Source organism: Sphingobacterium sp. 2149, from assembly GCF_031455655.1.
GTDB lineage: Bacteria > Bacteroidota > Bacteroidia > Sphingobacteriales > Sphingobacteriaceae > Sphingobacterium.
Window position 1 is genome coordinate 325,534 of sequence record NZ_JAVDTD010000001.1, and the last position, 17,314, is coordinate 342,847.

At 39.8% G+C, this 17,314-nt stretch carries 16 protein-coding genes and 1 pseudogene; 15 read left to right on the forward strand and 2 right to left on the reverse strand.

The features are described 5' to 3' along the window. Positions 1 to 80 precede the first annotated feature (80 nt). The 4 genes and pseudogenes from J2X77_RS01325 to J2X77_RS01340 all read left to right on the forward strand — a co-directional run bounded on the left by J2X77_RS01325 (position 81) and on the right by J2X77_RS01340 (position 3,210). Positions 81 to 1,103 (forward strand): annotated as a pseudogene (locus tag J2X77_RS01325) (PD-(D/E)XK nuclease family transposase). Between the two features lie 84 nt (positions 1,104 to 1,187). Next, positions 1,188 to 1,862: a hypothetical protein gene (locus J2X77_RS01330; RefSeq protein ID WP_310078589.1), complete on the forward strand. Its 675-nt coding sequence runs from the start codon at positions 1,188 to 1,190 to the stop codon at positions 1,860 to 1,862. Between the two features lie 11 nt (positions 1,863 to 1,873). Next, entirely contained in the window at positions 1,874 to 2,260 is a 387-nt protein-coding gene (locus J2X77_RS01335) for a hypothetical protein (RefSeq protein ID WP_294184311.1), read from the forward strand. Between the two features lie 62 nt (positions 2,261 to 2,322). Beyond that, positions 2,323 to 3,210 carry a hypothetical protein gene (locus J2X77_RS01340; RefSeq protein WP_310078590.1) on the forward strand — a complete coding sequence of 296 codons (888 nt, stop codon included), beginning with the start codon at positions 2,323 to 2,325 and terminating at the stop codon, positions 3,208 to 3,210. Between the two features lie 193 nt (positions 3,211 to 3,403). Here J2X77_RS01340 and J2X77_RS01345 read toward each other — a convergent pair whose 3' ends face one another. Continuing rightward, a complete protein-coding gene (locus J2X77_RS01345) occupies positions 3,404 to 4,213 on the reverse strand; it encodes a LuxR C-terminal-related transcriptional regulator (RefSeq protein WP_310078591.1) in 810 nt (269 codons plus the stop codon). A 151-nt stretch (positions 4,214 to 4,364) separates the two neighbouring features. On the opposite strand from J2X77_RS01345, the gene J2X77_RS01350 reads away from it, so the two are divergent. The 7 genes from J2X77_RS01350 (at position 4,365) to J2X77_RS01375 (ending at position 9,974) form a co-directional block, all read left to right on the forward strand. Then, on the forward strand, positions 4,365 to 4,817 hold the full coding sequence (locus J2X77_RS01350) for a hypothetical protein (RefSeq protein WP_310078592.1): 453 nt from the start codon (positions 4,365 to 4,367) through the stop codon (positions 4,815 to 4,817). Positions 4,818 to 5,131: 314 nt separating this feature from the next. After that, positions 5,132 to 5,356 (forward strand): hypothetical protein, encoded by a 225-nt coding sequence (locus tag J2X77_RS01355; protein WP_310078593.1) that lies wholly within the window; start codon positions 5,132 to 5,134, stop codon positions 5,354 to 5,356. A 284-nt stretch (positions 5,357 to 5,640) separates the two neighbouring features. Then, entirely contained in the window at positions 5,641 to 5,907 is a 267-nt protein-coding gene (locus tag J2X77_RS01360) for a hypothetical protein (RefSeq protein WP_310078594.1), read from the forward strand. 25 nt (positions 5,908 to 5,932) lie between these two features. Next, entirely contained in the window at positions 5,933 to 7,897 is a 1,965-nt protein-coding gene (locus J2X77_RS01365; protein WP_310078595.1) for a hypothetical protein, read from the forward strand. Between the two features lie 354 nt (positions 7,898 to 8,251). Then, on the forward strand, positions 8,252 to 8,518 hold the full coding sequence (locus tag J2X77_RS23655; protein ID WP_409050297.1) for a LuxR C-terminal-related transcriptional regulator: 267 nt from the start codon (positions 8,252 to 8,254) through the stop codon (positions 8,516 to 8,518). 115 nt (positions 8,519 to 8,633) lie between these two features. Further along, complete coding sequence (locus J2X77_RS01370; protein ID WP_310078596.1) at positions 8,634 to 9,134, forward strand: hypothetical protein; 501 nt, start codon at positions 8,634 to 8,636, stop codon at positions 9,132 to 9,134. Between the two features lie 621 nt (positions 9,135 to 9,755). After that, on the forward strand, positions 9,756 to 9,974 hold the full coding sequence (locus J2X77_RS01375; protein ID WP_310078597.1) for a hypothetical protein: 219 nt from the start codon (positions 9,756 to 9,758) through the stop codon (positions 9,972 to 9,974). 245 nt (positions 9,975 to 10,219) lie between these two features. Here the strand turns inward: J2X77_RS01375 and J2X77_RS01380 are convergent, their stop codons facing one another. Then, positions 10,220 to 10,459 (reverse strand): hypothetical protein, encoded by a 240-nt coding sequence (locus J2X77_RS01380; RefSeq protein WP_310078598.1) that lies wholly within the window; start codon positions 10,457 to 10,459, stop codon positions 10,220 to 10,222. A 204-nt stretch (positions 10,460 to 10,663) separates the two neighbouring features. Between J2X77_RS01380 and dinB the strand changes: the two genes are divergently transcribed. The 4 genes from dinB to J2X77_RS01400 all read left to right on the forward strand — a co-directional run bounded on the left by dinB (position 10,664) and on the right by J2X77_RS01400 (position 17,251). Next, positions 10,664 to 11,845, forward strand: coding sequence for a DNA polymerase IV (dinB, locus tag J2X77_RS01385; RefSeq protein ID WP_310078599.1), 1,182 nt, complete (start codon positions 10,664 to 10,666; stop codon positions 11,843 to 11,845). After that, positions 11,826 to 14,762, forward strand: coding sequence for a DNA polymerase III subunit alpha (locus J2X77_RS01390; RefSeq protein WP_310078600.1), 2,937 nt, complete (start codon positions 11,826 to 11,828; stop codon positions 14,760 to 14,762). Before dinB ends, J2X77_RS01390 begins: the two co-directional genes overlap by 20 nt. A 121-nt stretch (positions 14,763 to 14,883) precedes the next feature. After that, positions 14,884 to 16,275, forward strand: a complete 1,392-nt coding sequence (locus J2X77_RS01395) for an RES family NAD+ phosphorylase (protein ID WP_310078601.1) — start codon at positions 14,884 to 14,886, stop codon at positions 16,273 to 16,275. A gap of 502 nt (positions 16,276 to 16,777) precedes the next feature. After that, positions 16,778 to 17,251 carry a hypothetical protein gene (locus J2X77_RS01400; RefSeq protein ID WP_310078602.1) on the forward strand — a complete coding sequence of 158 codons (474 nt, stop codon included), beginning with the start codon at positions 16,778 to 16,780 and terminating at the stop codon, positions 17,249 to 17,251. The last annotated feature ends 63 nt before the right edge of the window (positions 17,252 to 17,314 follow it).

Genomic DNA, 17,314 nt, shown 5'->3' on the forward strand with positions numbered 1-17,314 from the left:
TATTTTTCGCTAAAAATATTAGTAATAATGTATTTATTTACTTATATTTGCATTGTTAACCAATTTAAAAACAATGTGTTATGAGTGAATTAAAACAGTCGAAATATATTGATATCACGACAGATTATGGCTTTAAAAAAGTTTTCGGATCAGATACCAATAAGGATCTTCTCATCGCTTTCTTAAACGAACTCTTTAGAGGTCGGAAGGTTATTGCTGACCTGTATTATAACAAAAATGAACATGTCGGTGATACAGCGGATATCGGTACCGTTATTTTTGATCTAACCTGTACGGCAGACAATGGGGAACGGTTTATTATTGAAGTGCAGCGCACGTCGCAGGTTAATTTGAAAAAGCGTATGCTCTACTACAGTAGTAAATTAATTTCGGATCAGGCACCTAAAGGCAACCGAAGGGCTTGGAATTATGCAATTAGCGAAGTCTATATCATTGTATTGATGGATGGATTTGCAATGCCTGATGCGGGGGAGGAGAAGTATTTTTTGCACGATATTGTTTATGTTATCGAGATCATGGTAAAATATTTTATGACGATTTAGGCTTTATATATATAGAACCCCGAAGGGCTCTATCATTCCTAAATAGAGAAATAAATTAATGATAAATTGGTTAACTTTGTTAAAGCTGAGGCAGAGTTAGTTAATGATTTAGATCGTTGGCTTTATGTACTCAAAAATATGTCTTCGCTAAATGGACTCTCCACTTATTTGCGTAAGCCTATTTTTGAGAAGTTATTTCAGTTAGCAGAGTATAGCAAACTAAAACCGGAGGAACGAGAGATGTACAACGTAAGTTTAAGGAATAAATGGGATGCAGAGAGTATCCGAAGTAGTCAGGAGGAGCTATTAAAACGAGCGCGCGAAAAAGCAATGGCTGAAGGAAGAGCTGAAGGAATATCAGAAGGAATATCAGAAGGAGAGGCTAAAGGAAAAGCAGAGGGAAAAGTTATTGGAAAAGCAGAAGTAATAAAAAATCTTTTGTGTTCGAATAAGTTTTCGATATCGGAAATTGCCGAATTAGCGGAGGTCACTGTAGAGTTTGTAAAGCAGATCGAGGCAGAGAAGGCTAAAGGAAAATAAAACAGATTAGAATATAAGATTTAAAGGCCGCCTGGATATTTTCCAGGCGGCCTTTTTTGTGATTATAAATCCTATCTTAGTCCTATGCTGTACAATCCGTTTGAACAAGTCACCAAAAGTTCCTTTCGCGAGCTTGTCGAGTCCGGCTATGTCGACTTTGTGCTGCAGCGCTTGGAGTGGCCCGATGTCAAGGAAAAGACAGGCTTTCTACTAAGACCCTATGATGATAAGGAAGCCGCCGATCAGCATGCCCATCAATTGGGAGCAAAGGAGGGAAGGGCCTTGCAGCTGCCGCAAGATGCCGATAAAATCGAAAGTTTGTTAACGACAGGATCAGGCTATCGGATTTTTCTCCATACCGATATTGAAATTATCAAAAAGACCTTTCCGCAGTTGCGGGATGAGCGTCGTCAATTGGATTATCTGGAAAACGTCCAGGCCATTACCTTTCCAAAGTATCCGATCCTGTACAAGGACAAGAATTCCAGCCAGCTGGCCTTGACCGAGATGGAGTGGGGGGTATTGCCTACCTATATTGACGGTCCGAAGCTGCAGGCCGATCGCCGGCGCGATATAAACGAAGAAGATATGCCACCCATTTTCCTGTTTGAAATGCCCAATGAAAAGTTGAAGCATTATCCAGTGTATACCTTGATAGGATATCCAAACCGCCCGGATGGAAAGCACCGTTACGAAGCTTTTGATTGGGAAGGATTGTCACCATTGGGGAGTGATAAAGGGCAGACTTCGTTATTTTAAATCAGCATCCAATGGGAAGTTTAACAAAATATGTATCAAATGATCGTCCAGAATTCGCGGTATTTATCGAAGATGACGATAAGGTCTGTTACGCGTACTTATTAAATGAGGAAAGAATCGTTGGAGATATATGGTTATATAATAAGGCTCCGACTCCGAGCGAACCTGAATGGCATAGCAAGGAAAATCTACCGTTTTTAAATCCTGCGGAGTTTGTCAAAGAGAATCTCGAACCATTTGAGGCGAGTTCGCCTGTCGAAGTAACCTGGGATTTTGGGGAAGAAACAGTGGCTAAGATATTTTTAGGATCCAGATTGATTGCAAAACTTACCGAGGGATCCTGTCCCGGTTGGTCAAGTCTTGTGACTAAAGATGGACCGTTGGCGCAGAAGATTTAATGTCTTCACGAAACTAATTGGACTCAGATAGAACAAATATGCGAACACATAGACGAATAATAATGAAATACTTTCTAAGTCTTATCCTTTTGGCAGCATCAATTTTTACTAAAGCCCAAATAAAGCTTGATCAAAAAGACTTCAATAATTTAATAGCTATTGCTGAGCTCTATTCCTATAATACAAATTCAAGAGGAGATCAATTTGCCAAATCAATTGACTCATTACGGACCCATAAGCTGAATCATATTGTTGATGCTTTAATTGCGGTTGGCAAAGGTGACCATACAATTTTGGAGACACAATTTCTTGCAAGACCAAACGAAGAAGAGTTGGTATTATGGTATGTCATCCGCGAAATTCACTATAATAGGACAAACGAAAAAGTCAAGGCAAGACCAGCTGCTGAAGTCGCAAATGAAGTTCTATTCCAGCAGATTGATAGTCGATGGTTGCTTGATAACTACTACTATCGTATCCATGGTGGTATAGCTTCATTGTTTAACGAAGCTGATTTGAGCAAGTACAATTTCAATATGGATAGTTTAGGACTTAATGACGAAACTGAAAAGGCAATCTTCTTTTTAAATATGTTGGATGCTTTGGTTGGAGGACGGTTCAAAGTTCTACAGATGATGAAAAACAATGAAAAGATACTTGAGTTTTGCGACAAGCTTCCAAAGTTTAATGGCAAGGAATATTTCTACTTTAAAAACTTTGACTACGCAGACTTTGATTGGGTTGGATACGATAAAACAGTAGCATACAATGAATGGCACATTGGTAGTTTTTACAGTACATTGATTGCACAATTCAGTGCATCTGCTGAATTAAAGGATAAGAAAAGGATGCAGGAAATTTATTTCAATTCTATTTTACACGAACCAAAGTATTTTAAATTCACGGAATCAAAAGATGAATTACAAGCATTCTATGACAAATCCAAATAAATTACTATTCTGGCAAGCAATCCACTGTGAAAACTATTTGAGTGGTGAAATAGCCTAACATAATGGAAAACGAGAAGTTGTTGATTCTACAGCTTTTATTCTGTTGAATGCTTAACAATTCCTTTTTCAATGTCCGATAAGTATAATGAGTAAATTTAACAAATAACTGTTGCGAGTTTTTAAATGGGATATTTTATATGAAAAATTCTATATTAAAAAAACAAATCAGCTGCAGTAACCCCCATTCAATACATTTGCAGATAAATTCACCTACGCTTTTTGTTCCCGTTTTCCGAAATAGATTTTTTCGATGTGTCCTTACGGTATCTGGCGAGATAAAAAGCTTTTCAGCAATCTGCGGGCTTGAGTTCCCTTTGGCAACCAAGGATACGATTTCCATCTCACGCTTGGAAAGTTTAGGGATATCAAATTGTGGAAGCTGTTTTGATAAGTCGATCTGACAATAATCATCACGCGAACCAATACCGGTAACGAGCACAATTTTATTATTACTTTGAGTAATGTGTTGTACATCAGTATGAATGTTAAGTGAAGACGTTAAACGTCCTAGATCATCCTTAGCAAGATGTATAGCTTGATGATGAAACAAGTGATAATCGCCCTTAGCAACGCGCATGCGAAAGCAGTAAGACGTTTTCAAAAACAGTTGATGTTCAAATCCAATTTCCTTCATTTTGACTAATGTAGCTTCCTCTGCTTTCAGCACAAACTCCAGATCCTCCGGATGTATTTGGTCTATGACCTCCCTTATTGTCGTTGGTTGAGTAGCCAATCCATGGATACTTGTGATATTTTCTGAAACTTGAGAAAGCGAATAGTCAGCTAAATTGATTACATAATGGTAATATGGCCCAACTGCCAAAATATCCGATAGGTGATTCACAATACCATACGGTTTTTCTGATTGAAAATTATTGGACAGTGCATCGGGATAACTTTCCCAAAGGTCGGCGAGGAGGTGATGATGTTTCTTAGGTTCCATAGGCGCTCGGTCCGTAGTAAATAATGTGGCTTAATAAATAGGTTATTTATTCATACTAAAATATAAAAAATATTTTAATATACCTCAATTGGGGTATATAGCTATCAAATGCTTTGCTGTAAATTAGTATTCTATATGACATATTAATTTAATGAAAACTGAACGTTTTAATGATCAAAACAAGAGGTTGACCGATTTTCGCACAGAGGTATTGGTTGTTTGTCCGACATGTCGAAGGCAGGCTGTGGCAAGCGTAAATTATACGAACAAAAAATCAAGGCTGCAGTGTATATCCTGTGGTTATAACAAAGAAAAAACAACAGAGACACGGGTGTTTGGAATCAAAGGACATATAGAGGTAGCAGCACATATTTATTTCAGTGCAGAACTGTGGTTGGTACATACCTTTAAAGATGATGTTTTTTGGGCTTATAATTACGCGCATCTTGATTATTTAGAAAGTTACATTTCTGCCAAATTACGCGAACATAACGATCGGAGCCATTTTACCTTGATCGAAAAGCTGCCTAAATTTTACCATGATGCAAAAAACCGAAGCGCATTGTTGAAATTGATCAACAAGATGCGAAAGCGTTCACGCTAGCTCCGGATCTATTTTATGTCGCTCATTTCATTTTATATTTTAGTCTTTGGTACTCTAAAAGTCTGATTTCAAAATTGCTGCTGATAGCACTATGGAAAGTCAGTATCTCGATAAGAACATCCAATTACTTCTCAAACAGATTCATAATTTTCGTGCTTCCAATCAATAGGAGTCCATTTTGCTATTTATACTCCAATCTCTTCCCTTAAAACTATTGCATCTCAATAAATATTTTAAAAATACCCCATTTGGGGTATTTACCTGTGTGTGTCAAATATGGAACTTAGCATTACTATATATTAACTAATTTGATTATGAAAAGTATTGCAAAGGTGATGTGCATATTTATGTTTATAGGCTTTGTAGCTAAAGGCCATGCACAGACAAAGACAGAGACGGTAACTCATTATTATTATACACTAGTATATCTAGATGGTAAAAATGTTGGAATTACTCCAGTGTTAAGTGGTACTGTTGAAAAATACACCTATTTATCGACCTGTATGCGCGGTCTGGAAAAAAAACATCTCAACGTATAGTAGGGAATAAAATATTTCCAATCGTGTAAAGAAAGCCTTGATGCATCTTTCACGTTTTTGATCAGAGAAAAAAGAAATATTCTAACCGTTTAAAACTTAAATTATGGGAAAGAAGATAATCAATCGGAAATCAGTATGGATAGTGCTGCTGATGGGTCTTTCTGTTGTCGGATACGCTCAACAATTTAAAAATATCGGCGAGTTTAACCGTTTATGATGATAAAATAAGGTTACAATTGGACAGTATCTGGAAGTCGCTAGATCCAGAATATGAAAAATTAATAATGTATAATCCTAAACTCTCTAAGGTTGATTTTAGCACGCATATCAGTAAGATACAAAAGTTAGTAAAGAGCTATGAAGCACGCATAGAGCAATGCCAAAATGCTTTGAAAACCTTGCCTGAATCAAACAATATACAGTCTAATTACGATCTCAAAGACTGGACAGAAGAGCGTATTTTACATTATCAAACGATTATTTCGGCCAGGCAAATGCTCAAACTGAAGATTAAGGAATTCGAAAACAACATTAATAGGCTGAAAAAATAAGAAGATTTTTACCATGTTATAGAGTATGAAAAAGTATTTAATTGTGCTACTTCTATTGGGATGGGTAGGAGTAGTATGGGGCCAGAGAGAAGAAGATGTTTTGACAAAGCTAGAAAGAAAGTATAGGATTAATAATTCCACTAAGAAAGCAACCAAATCTAAGGATACAAAAATTGATGATAAGACTATTGATTCTATCTCGAAATTATACGAATCCAGAATATATGGTCGTGTTAATAAAGGGGTTCGTCCAAAGGAAACCAATACTTATGTTGTTGAGTATAATTTTGGGCAGGGTGTTTTTAGTCGGAATCGTTTAGCGGCAAGGGTAAATTATCCTATGGTATTTAAAATTACCAATATTAATAGGCTGGCATACGATATTAATATTTCATCTATTGATTCTATCCTTGCTAATTCTTTAATCGCTGATGACCTGTCAAAATGGATTCCTGCAGCGTCACCGGTAAAACCTGAAACGATCATAAGTCAAGCAGCCAACCAATCTAGTACAGTCGATATTTCTGCGAATGATGTTATCCATCAAGGGAAAGATTCCGAGGATAAAGTCAAAGCTATTGTTGCTGACGCTGAAAATATTCAGTATATAGGCCGAGAGACGGAGAAACTTCGTGTTCTAAAAGATACGCTTGAAAAAGTTTCCAGTGATTATGAAGAAGGAAAGCGACAACTTAATGTTTTAATAGCTCAAAGAGATAGTTTGTTGACCGTAAAGAAGGCCATGTCGGACAGTTCGGCGAATGAGAAACAGGACTTACAAAGGTATATAGACACTTTAGATAGAATGAAGGAAAAGATAAAATTTTATCGAGATTCTACAAAAATACTGGCAGGTATGGAAGAGATAAGAAAAAAGTATAGTGACCAGGAAAGTAAAGTTAAACGTGTAACAGATATAAAGAATAAGGCGTTTAGAAAGTTTTCATACGATAGTGAGAATTATATAACAGGCTACAATGCGTTAATTAAATCCTATAATAATATTCGTCAGTTAATGGTTGATTATAAAGAGATGTTGGTTATCTGCCAAAACCCTAATCTAACTTTGGAAAGCTATTCTACTGACGCTAAAGTAAAGATGGATAGCGTTTACAGTAGGTTAACTTCGGCCTTTCACTCGATAGAAAGCATTAATGACCAGCTCAGTCAAATGGGGCCATTATATGCACAAATAAAATACAACCCAGGACTAGATAGTCTTCTCAATTTTGGTGGAAAGATAAAATTATACGCGTACATAGAGTCCTTAAAATTCAATGTGGATATGCTGCAAAAGGGATTTGATCGAAAGCTTCTTGATGCGATAGCATCTGAAATGAAAGAGTGTATACCGATGTTGAGCCGTGAAGAGAATTATTATATTGTTTCGGAGCCCATACAACCGAAAAATGATATGGTAATTTTTAATATCGCCATAAAAAAACGTGAAGGTAACTCTAGTAAACTTATAAAAGAAAGATTTTTCAAGCATGAAGAATATATTCGAAAGGGTTTGCGATTCGATCTTGGTATAGGCCTAGCCGGTAGTTTTTTCAGGAATGCAAAACTGTATGACTTGGAAAGACGAGACAGCGCTACCTATATTACAAGGAAAGGTAGGCACACGTATGTACCATCGGTTATTGGGTTAGCTACTTTAGGGTTTCGTTCAGCATCTTACACCACATTCGGATTGAGTGCTGGGATGGGATTGGATATCAATGAGGGTGAAATCCAGGTTAGTAATTTCTATACTGGTCCAAGTCTTACTTTGGGCCGTTATGACCGTGTCACGATCACTGGTGGAATTGCACTCAAAAACTTAAATGTATTAAAATCAAGCTATCAAGTTAATAAGGGGTATTCCGCATCTATCTCGGAGAGTGATGTATTTACTAAAAGATATCATTTTGGTTACTTCCTATCGATCACTTACAATCTGACTAAAGGAATGAAGAACAATATTAAGTATTTAAAATATATACCTTGATAGTTTTGTCATTGCATTACTGCTTCAAAGAGTGGTAAAAATATTTTTTACTTTCATTTTCCTATGTATAAAGGCGGAATTTATAATAAAGACGAAAAATATGCCATAATCTCTGTTAATTTATTCGATTTTGAAAAAATAGATGCGCCAGAAGAGAAGGAATGGAGAAATTTATTAGACAAGAATAATAATAGCATAGGTTTAATATCCTTTTTGATAGCCACTAAAGTTCCCAAATTAGTAAATGTAATTAAACATCTTCGAACTTTATGCGTTACACCATTCTACTATATCTACTGTTGTTTTTTACGATGATAGTAATATGGTAATTGGCTTTATCGAAATTCGTGTCAGTTGCGCCGGTGCCTCGGTCAGCGAAGGACTCCGGACTTTTGTTGTCTGCCCCGAACGAATGGCTGTTCTCGGGAGCATGGTGAATCAGATCGCAGAGAAGAGCAGCATCAGCGCTACAGTACTACAACAAAACGCGAAAAAATTGCCGAAACTTTGGGTATTACAACCAATACCTGTAGAACACATCGTAAAAATCTATTTCGAAAAATAGGCTGTCATAGCGTTGCAAGTTTAATTAAAAAATCAACAGAATTAGGGCTGTTGTAAAAGTTGTTTACATGGCCGAGAAACGTCAATATTTAAAAAAATACCCCATTTGTGGTATTTACCTTTATTTATCAAATATGTAAGTTAGCTTTACTATTTAACTGAAAAATTAGCTATGAAAACAATTGCAAAGATGATGTTTATGTTTATGTTTATGTTTATCGGTTTGGTAAACAAAATGCAGGCTCAGACAAAAGAAGAAACGGTAAAGTGGCTCAGAGAAAAGATGACGAAAGAATGTTTTCTGGAAAACGATAAACTGAATAGGAAAGTTAGGATATTAGCTGTGAAACTCGATGATAATTTTTTGATGATAGATGTGGAAATTAAAAAAGAAAAAGATGATAATTTTGGAAAGGCTGGCCGTGCTTTACATCAAGTTAGCGTGGATTTAACCCATTTAGATTTAGATTTTATTACACAATACGGAGGATTAGCTACGAATGGCAAGTATGTAGAAGTATCTGAAGGACCGTTGAATAAAGGTCTTTTAGCGTCTTATTATTTTTTTCGAATAAATCCCTCTTGTGAACCAGATATAATCAATAGGTTTAGAAGGTCTATTGAGCATTATCTTTCACTGATACCCGCAAGAAAAGGCAACGAAATATTTTAATTCACGTCAATATACACGAAACCCTTAATCCGACTCACTGCTAACATAACCTTTGTATTTCAAAGATACCTTTGCAATACACGCTTAAATCAAAGATATATGTCAAATCAATTTTAATTATGGACAACATGCAGGACATAAAGACGCTGAATTCAAGCGAAATCGCCACTTTGGAAAGTGGAATCTACGCAGGTGTCCAATTGTTTGGGTATCATGAAAAAGGCGGACACTAGCTCCAATTAACTACTTTGTAAGTGCTACAGAAGCGCCAGTGGTCTGCTGATGTCCGAAGAACCGCTGATCTGTTAATGAACGATGGACAATATAGTTAAAGGATATAGGTAGCCAACAGTACAAAATATCCTTTGATTTGCCTGTTAAACAGCTCGTTGACTTATATCAACTATTTGAATAGTCTACACTACATAACAAAAACACAAGTTACCAATTGGCCGTTCCCGTAATTACTTACGAGGCGGCCTCTTTTTGCTTTCCCTACCCAGGGGCGGTTCAATCTTAATTGTGAGTTATCCTACATATATCTTTTTGAGGCGGCTTGTTAGCAATTCAATTTTCCCTTCCAAAATAAGATGATAGAAGTTTTCGAAGCAATCCTGATAGATGACCCATAATACCTATAGTCGTCAGTTTCCATTACATCGCCATCAAACCATTCATCATTCAGATACTTGTGAAGGTCGTTTAAGTCAGCTACATCCTGACTTGTTTGAAAACAAGGATGAAACTAAATCCAAAAATCCTCCTGGTCTTTATAAGGCTCGGGTAGCGGTACAATCACTGTTCCGCGGAATAGATATCCAGGATGTTCCTTATACCTAAAGTGAGTAAACTTTTCGCTCAAATTTATCATAATTGTTATTTAAAGCGAATGGCACAAATGCTGTTCCGGAATGGAAATTATAAATAGCCGTCAACTTTTGAACAACATTTTAAACAAATTAACAACAGTAATTCTAAATAATCTTGCAAAATTAAATTAAATAGAAACCCGGAGCCGGTTAACATTTAGCCAAAGCGGGCATCTAGCCAACATTGCCTCATTGACGGTTTACAAGGGAGGCTTTTTATTTCCCTCTTTTGTGCTTTACCAGCACGATCCAATCATCTTGTACGCTTTCTGTACCCACCAATAATAGCGCATCGTCTATTGACAATAAATCGTCCTCCCAAAGTGGAGTTGTGCAGGTTCGAGCGAGCAATTGCTCCAGATTTCCTTTCATGGGTTTATAGGCATGCGTACCGAATTTTCGCCATAAGTAAGTGAATCCTTCACCCTTCAAATAGCTGAGTATCTTTTCGTTCATAGATTCCGTTTTGTAATAAACAGCACACCCGCCATCTTGTTTAGGCTGAACACTTACTATAAATTATATCGCTGACAATGAATGTGATAAAAATTAAACCATTGTGCCTTCTTGGTTGTTTGCTAATAATATTAGTATTTTTGAATACGTCAACTGCCAAAAATCAAAAGGCACAATGCAGTGCTTTTGGTACAATTGAAAAACATGGAAAGGAGTATAATACATTGTGATCTTGATACATTTTTTGTATCTGTCGAGCGCTTGGAGAACAGCAAGCTCATCGGCGTACCCGTGCTCATAGGAGGAAACAGCGACCGCGGGGTAGTAGCCTCTTGTTCCTATGAAGCCCGTAAGTTTGGCGTGCATTCCGCTATGCCGATGCGGCTGGCGCTGCGTATGTGTCCAGAGGCGGTGGTCGTACGCGGCGATCACGATCGGTACAGTCATTATTCCGGTATCGTTACACAGATCATTGAAGAAGAAACGCCCATTGTCGAAAAAGCCAGTATAGACGAACATTACCTTGATGTCTCCGGTATGGACCGCTTTTTTGGCTGTTGGAAATGGACACAGGAGCTCCGCCAGCGTATTATCCGAGAGACTGGATTACCCATTAGCTTTGGCCTTTCGGTCAACAAAACGGTCTCTAAAATTGCCACCGGTACCGCCAAACCCTGTGGCGAAAAGCAGGTACAGAATGGCACCGAAAAAGGTTTCCTGGCACCGCTATCTATCCGCAAAATTCCCATGGTAGGCGAGAAGTCCTTTACGCTGCTCCGAAATATGGGGATTTCCAAGATCGGCACCCTACAGCAGATGGAGGTGTTCACCATGCAAAAGGTCCTCGGTGAGAATGGGATCAACATCTGGCGCAAAGCCAATGGGCTTGATGATTCCCTGGTGTTGCCTTTTCGGGAGCAAAAGTCCATGTCCAAAGAAAATACCTTTCAGCAGGATACCATCGATATGGATGTCCTCCGTCGCACGCTGATCAGCATGGTCGATACACTCGCTTTCGACCTGCGCAAAGAACAGAAACTGACCAGTTGCGTCACCCTCAAAATCCGTTATAGCAACTTCGATACCCATACCCAGCAGCTGCAGATCGGCTATACCAATTCAGATCGAAAGCTTACCGATGTGGCGCTTTCACTCTTCAAAAAACTCTATAGCCGCAGGATGCTGATACGCCTTATCGGGATTAAGTTCTCGGGTTTAATTTACGGATCCTATCAGACCGACCTCTTCGACGATAGCGCCGAGGAGGTCAATCTGATGCAGGCCATGGACAAGATCCGAAAACGCTATGGCGCCGAATTTCTGATGAAGGCCATCTGTGCGCCGCTGCCGGAGAAAGGAGGGGATCATGCTCTTAAATCTACATAGTTACTATAGCCTGCGCTTTGGCACGCTCAGCCTGCAGGATCTTATCTCGGGCATGCTTGCTGGCGGTTATGATACCGCCGTACTTACCGATATCAATAACAGTTCCGGTTCGCTGGATTTTATTAAATTGGGCCGCGCTGCCGGACTGAACCTACTCGCCGGAATGGAGTTTCGCAACGACGATCAGCTCTGTTTTGTTGCCATTGCCAAAAACGAACGCGGCTTTCGCGAGATCAACGAATATCGAACGAAGCTCAATATGGAAAACCGCGCTACATCGGAGCGTGCACCCGAATTTGAGCAGGTCTTTGTCATTTATCCCTTTGGCAAACTCAACGTCTTTCCGCTAAGGGACTATGAATACATAGGGGTTCGACCCAGTGAGCGTACCCGTGCTCAGCTGATGGATCGCAAGGTTCTTGATCGCTGTGTGATACTCGCACCCGTCAGTTTCCGCAAGGCCGACTATACCTTACATCGGCAGCTGCGGGCGATCGACAACAACCTACTGATCTCGCAGCTCGGTGAGGAACAGATCGCTGCCGAAGACGAGGTATTTATCCCCCGGGTTAAGCTGATGCGCTTATTCTCCGACTTGCCCCAATTGCTGGCCAACACCAACCGCATACTGGGCCAGTGTTCTTTCGGTTTTGATTTTACCAGTGTCAAGAATAAAGCAACCTTTACCGGTAACCGCTACAACGATAAGCAGCTCCTGCACAAGTACTGCATGGATGGCTTTACCAGACGCTATGGCCGCAATGACCGGGTCGCGACCGAACGCATCCAGCGTGAGCTCGAGATTATCGAAAACCTACGTTTCTCCAGTTATTTCCTTATTACCGACGATATCTGCCGCTACGCTCGTGGGCGCAATTTTCACTACGTAGGCCGCGGATCGGGGGCCAATTCTGCTGTTGCTTATTGCTTGGGAATCACCGATGTTGACCCCATTGCACTTAAGCTTCCCTTTGAGCGTTTTCTCAATCCCAAGCGCAAGAGCCCGCCCGATTTTGATGTTGATTTTAGCTGGAATGAGCGCGATGAGATGTACGAGTATATCTTCAACCGTTATCAGACAGGCCATACGGCTTTGATGGGCGCTATGAGCACCTTTCGCTCCCGCAGCATCCTACGCGAACTGGGTAAGGTATATGGTCTACCCAAGGCCGAAATCGACCGCCTCGTGCATGAGCCCGAGCATATGCTCAACAAAAATGAGGTGACCAATACCATTCTGAGTGTCTACAACCGCATGGCCGATTTTCCCAATCAGCGGACTATCCATGCCAGTGGCGTGCTGATCTCGGAGGAACCGCTCACCTGTTATTCGGCGATGGACAATCCGCCCAAGGGATTGCCGACCATGCAGTTTGATATGTATGTGGCCGAAGATATCGGTTTTGAAAAGTTCGATATCCTTTCCCAGCGAGGTATCGGCCATATCAAAGATTGCCGGACCATTGTGCGGGAAAACTTGGGTGTGGTGATCGATACCGACAACCCCAAGCGTTTTTTTCAGGATGCCCATATTGCGACGCAATTAAAATCAGCCAATACCATCGGCTGTTTTTATATCGAGAGCCCGGCCATGCGGCAGCTGCTCACCAAACTGCGTTGCGATGATTACCTGACGTTGGTGGCAGCGTCCTCCATTATTCGGCCTGGTGTGGCCAGTTCGGGTATGATGGGCGAATATATCCGCCGGCATCACGACCCCACTACAGTCGTCTATCCGCATCCCGTATTTAAGGAGCAGCTTGAAGAGACCTATGGGGTGATGGTTTATCAGGAAGATGTGATGAAGATCGCCAATGCCTATGGCGGGCTCGATATGGCTGATGCCGATGTGCTCCGGCGGATGATGTCGGGCAAATATCGCAGCAAAGACCATCTGATCGAAATTGAGGATAAGTTCTTTTCCAACTGTAAGGCGAAGGGCTACGACGAAAAGATTAGCCGTGAAATCTGGCGGCAGATGGAAAGCTTTGCCGGTTATTCCTTTAACAAGGCGCATTCAGCATCCTTTGCAGTAGAGAGTTATCAGAGTCTTTTCCTCAAGACCTACTATCCTTTGGAGTTTATGGTTGCGGTTCTCAACAATTATGGTGGCTTTTACAACCGTAAGGTCTATGTGAATGAAGCGCGAATTTCAGGGGGCAATATCTGTCTGCCCTGTGTCAATCAGTCGGTCTTTAATACCTCCATTCAGGGTAAGGATATTTACCTGGGTTTTGACTGCCTGCTCAATTTGGAAGGTAAACTAGCGCATCGCATTATTGAGGAACGCGAAGCCAATGGCAAGTACACCAGTCTAGAAAACTTTGTCAAACGGACACAGACGGGTATTGAGCAGGTCGTTATTCTGATCCGTGTGGGTGCCTTGCGCTTTACGGGGACGGGGAAAAAGCAATTGCTGTGGGCGGCTCATCTGATGATGAGCAAGCATAAGCATGTGACAGCGGGTATGGCGCTCTTTGAGACCGAGAGTCGCAAGCCTATTCTGCCCCCATTGGAAGAAGATATCCTGGAGGATTATTACGACGAGATGGAGCTAATTGGTTTTTGCGTAACGGGTACGCTATTTGATCTTACCAAAAGCGATTACCGTGGCGATATGCCGGCTCGGGAACTCCATTTGCATGAAGGAAAGATAGTCCGTGCGGTGGGGGATTTTGTCTGTGAGAAATTTGTCAAGACCAAGCGCGGCGACCTGATGAAATTCGGAACCTTCCTTGATGCCGAGGGGCGCTTTTTTGATACCGTCCATTTCCCGCAGAGCCTGGTCAAATATCCGCTCCGTGGCGCCGGCATCTATTTGGTTGAAGGCAAAGTTGTCCTAGAATACGGTTGCCCTTCCATTGAAGTGATCCGCTGCGCCAAAATGCCGTTAAAGCCAGATCCGAGAAGTGAATAAATAAATTTTCTTTATTTTAAAAGCGTCTTAAAGCCATTTTCTTTTTCATTTGAAACCATTATCTTTATTTGATAGAATCAATGTAGCCAGTCAATAATTTTTTACAATTATTAACCATAATATGAGTAATAATATCAAGCAGATCTGTTGCAATTGCATAGAAAATGATTTTCTAAAAAAATACCTTGGAACGCATGGAAGGGTCATACGATGTAGTTATTGTAAAGGAAAAGATCGCGGTATTTCAATTGATAAGATGGCGGATATGATTGAAACCGCGTTTGAACAATTCTATACGCGGAGCGCTAATGAGCCTTCTTCATGGGAATACAGGTTGATGTCAGATAAAGAATCAACTTTTAGTTGGGAGCGTCATGGTGTTCATGTTATTGAAGCTATAACGAATACCGCGGAAATAGAAGAAAGGGCTGCCTACGATATCCAAGAAATATTAGAAGAAAGATTTTCGGATTTTGACAGTGCTGCATCGGGGCTTGAAACTGAATTTGCATCTGATTCCTATTATGAACCAAAAATAATTGAGGACGAATATTGGCAGAGAGAATGGGAAGAATTTGAAAGGAGACTTAAAAATGAAGCAAGGCATTTTAATCAATTTGGCATTAAGTTGTTAGATAGAATCTTCGAAGGAATAGACAAATTAAACACTGACAATGGAAATTCATTAGTAACATTAATTGGGCCTGAAGCTAAGATATCTATGTTGTATCGCGCTAGGGTATTCCATACAAATGAAAAACTTCGGGAGGCATTAATGTATCCTGATCAGCAATTGGGGCCACCCCCTAATTCGCGCGCGCTACCTGGGAGGATGAATGCTAGAGGTATTTCCATGTTCTATGGAGCAATTGAAGAAGAAACGGCCATTGGAGAAGTGCGCCCACCTGTGGGGAGTAAAGTGGTTGTATCTAAATTCGACATATTAAAAGAGCTTAAGCTACTTAATTTAAATGCTCTTCAAAACTTGAGTAGTAGAGGTAGTATCTTTGATCCAGAATATATTAACCAAGTTCAAAAAGACATATTTTTAAGAAGATTAAGTCTCCGTATGTCGACGCCTGTGATGCCAAATGATGAGCCAATAGATTATTTAATAACTCAAGCAATTGCGGATTATCTTGCTATTGAATCAAAATTCCAATTCGATGGAATAATGTATCCTTCCGTACAATCGGATAAAAAGGGTATAAATGTAGTATTATTCCAAAAGTCCTCTAGAGTAAAACCATATTTATGGAATTTAGAAGCCGATATCGCATCGTATACTGATGAAGGTTGGGTAACTGATTATTATGTGAGAAAGAAAAGTCGAAAAAAGAAAACTATCGTGAGAAAATATCACAATGATATTTTGGATAAAGACATAGCAATAGCAAGTAATGATGATACACGGCCTTTTAGCCTGTCAGTTGATATTTCTGCTATAAGAATACACCACATCGCAGCTGTGAAGTTTTCAGCGGATCCACATGATCTGTATGTATATAAATGATTAATTTTTCCATTTAAAATTTCTTTATCATGGATAAATGTAAATACTGTAATTTAATCTATACAAGTAAGGAGAATTTGAAAGAACATTTGAATTCAGCACATCTAGACGTATGTTATAAAGATCGGCATAAATACTTCCAGTCGTTATTCACATTCACCAAAAGTACTAAAGCGGCAAGAAAGTTGGCCAAAGGGAAGTTCGGAGTTAAATTTAATGGGAGAAGTAAATATAAATTTAAATTTGACAAAAAGTATCGTGGAGAGTTGATTCAAGAAAGATCCAAATGCGAAAACTGCAATATTACGTATGATCTAACCTGGATTTTCAAAAATACAAATATTGCTCCAGTGGTAAGAATATGTAAGAAATGCGAACATGGAATAAACAAGCATGATCAAAAAAAGGGGTATATAAAAATTATTTATACATCTTTTGAGTCGAAAAGATAAAAAAAATTATACCTCACATGTTTTATTAAATCGCATTTAAAATTAATTTTATGCTGTACAATCCCTTTGAACAAGTCACCAAAAGTTCGTTTCGCGAGCTCGTCGAGTCGGGCTATGCCGAGTTTGTGCTGCAGCGCTTTGAGTGGCCCGATGTCAAGGAAAAGACAGGCTTTCTGCTCACGCCTTATGATGATAAGGAAGCTGCCGATCAGCATGCTCATCAATTGGGGGCAAAGGAGGGAAGAGCCTTGCAGTTGCCGCAAGATGCCGATAAGATCGAAAGCTTGTTGGAGACTGGATCAGGCTATCGTATTTTTCTCAATCGCATCAAGGAGGAGAATTGGGACAAGCGCATGCTCAAGCTGTATGAAAAAAATATTGTCAATTACCTGCGTACCAAGACCAGGTTTCAGCGCAAAAATCCCATTGATATTTTATTCTCCCTAGAATATGGTCGGGTAGTGGCTACCATTACCGATGGACAGACCCAAAAGAAAGTATTTGCTATAGAGATCCTTCGGTAATCAGATCCGGTCCGAACCAAAAAGCAGCCATTTTCTCGTAGGGCAATCCTTATTTACAGCACA

Excerpts from the sequence above, each read along its gene's own strand:
- J2X77_RS01350 (WP_310078592.1), top strand. The coding sequence starts at position 4,365 with ATGAAAACTGAACGTTTTAATGATCAAAACAAGAGGTTGACCGATTTT.
- dinB (WP_310078599.1), top strand. The coding sequence starts at position 10,664 with ATGGAAAGGAGTATAATACATTGTGATCTTGATACATTTTTTGTATCT.
- J2X77_RS01335 (WP_294184311.1), top strand. The coding sequence starts at position 1,874 with ATGGGAAGTTTAACAAAATATGTATCAAATGATCGTCCAGAATTCGCG.
- J2X77_RS01390 (WP_310078600.1), top strand. The coding sequence starts at position 11,826 with ATGCTCTTAAATCTACATAGTTACTATAGCCTGCGCTTTGGCACGCTC.
- J2X77_RS01370 (WP_310078596.1), top strand. The coding sequence starts at position 8,634 with ATGAAAACAATTGCAAAGATGATGTTTATGTTTATGTTTATGTTTATC.
- J2X77_RS01330 (WP_310078589.1), top strand. The coding sequence starts at position 1,188 with ATGCTGTACAATCCGTTTGAACAAGTCACCAAAAGTTCCTTTCGCGAG.
- J2X77_RS01400 (WP_310078602.1), top strand. The coding sequence starts at position 16,778 with ATGCTGTACAATCCCTTTGAACAAGTCACCAAAAGTTCGTTTCGCGAG.
- J2X77_RS01365 (WP_310078595.1), top strand. The coding sequence starts at position 5,933 with ATGAAAAAGTATTTAATTGTGCTACTTCTATTGGGATGGGTAGGAGTA.
- J2X77_RS01345 (WP_310078591.1), bottom strand. The coding sequence starts at position 4,213 with ATGGAACCTAAGAAACATCATCACCTCCTCGCCGACCTTTGGGAAAGT.
- J2X77_RS01380 (WP_310078598.1), bottom strand. The coding sequence starts at position 10,459 with ATGAACGAAAAGATACTCAGCTATTTGAAGGGTGAAGGATTCACTTAC.
- J2X77_RS01360 (WP_310078594.1), top strand. The coding sequence starts at position 5,641 with ATGTATAATCCTAAACTCTCTAAGGTTGATTTTAGCACGCATATCAGT.
- J2X77_RS01395 (WP_310078601.1), top strand. The coding sequence starts at position 14,884 with ATGAGTAATAATATCAAGCAGATCTGTTGCAATTGCATAGAAAATGAT.
- J2X77_RS01340 (WP_310078590.1), top strand. The coding sequence starts at position 2,323 with ATGAAATACTTTCTAAGTCTTATCCTTTTGGCAGCATCAATTTTTACT.
- J2X77_RS01355 (WP_310078593.1), top strand. The coding sequence starts at position 5,132 with ATGAAAAGTATTGCAAAGGTGATGTGCATATTTATGTTTATAGGCTTT.
- J2X77_RS01375 (WP_310078597.1), top strand. The coding sequence starts at position 9,756 with ATGACCCATAATACCTATAGTCGTCAGTTTCCATTACATCGCCATCAA.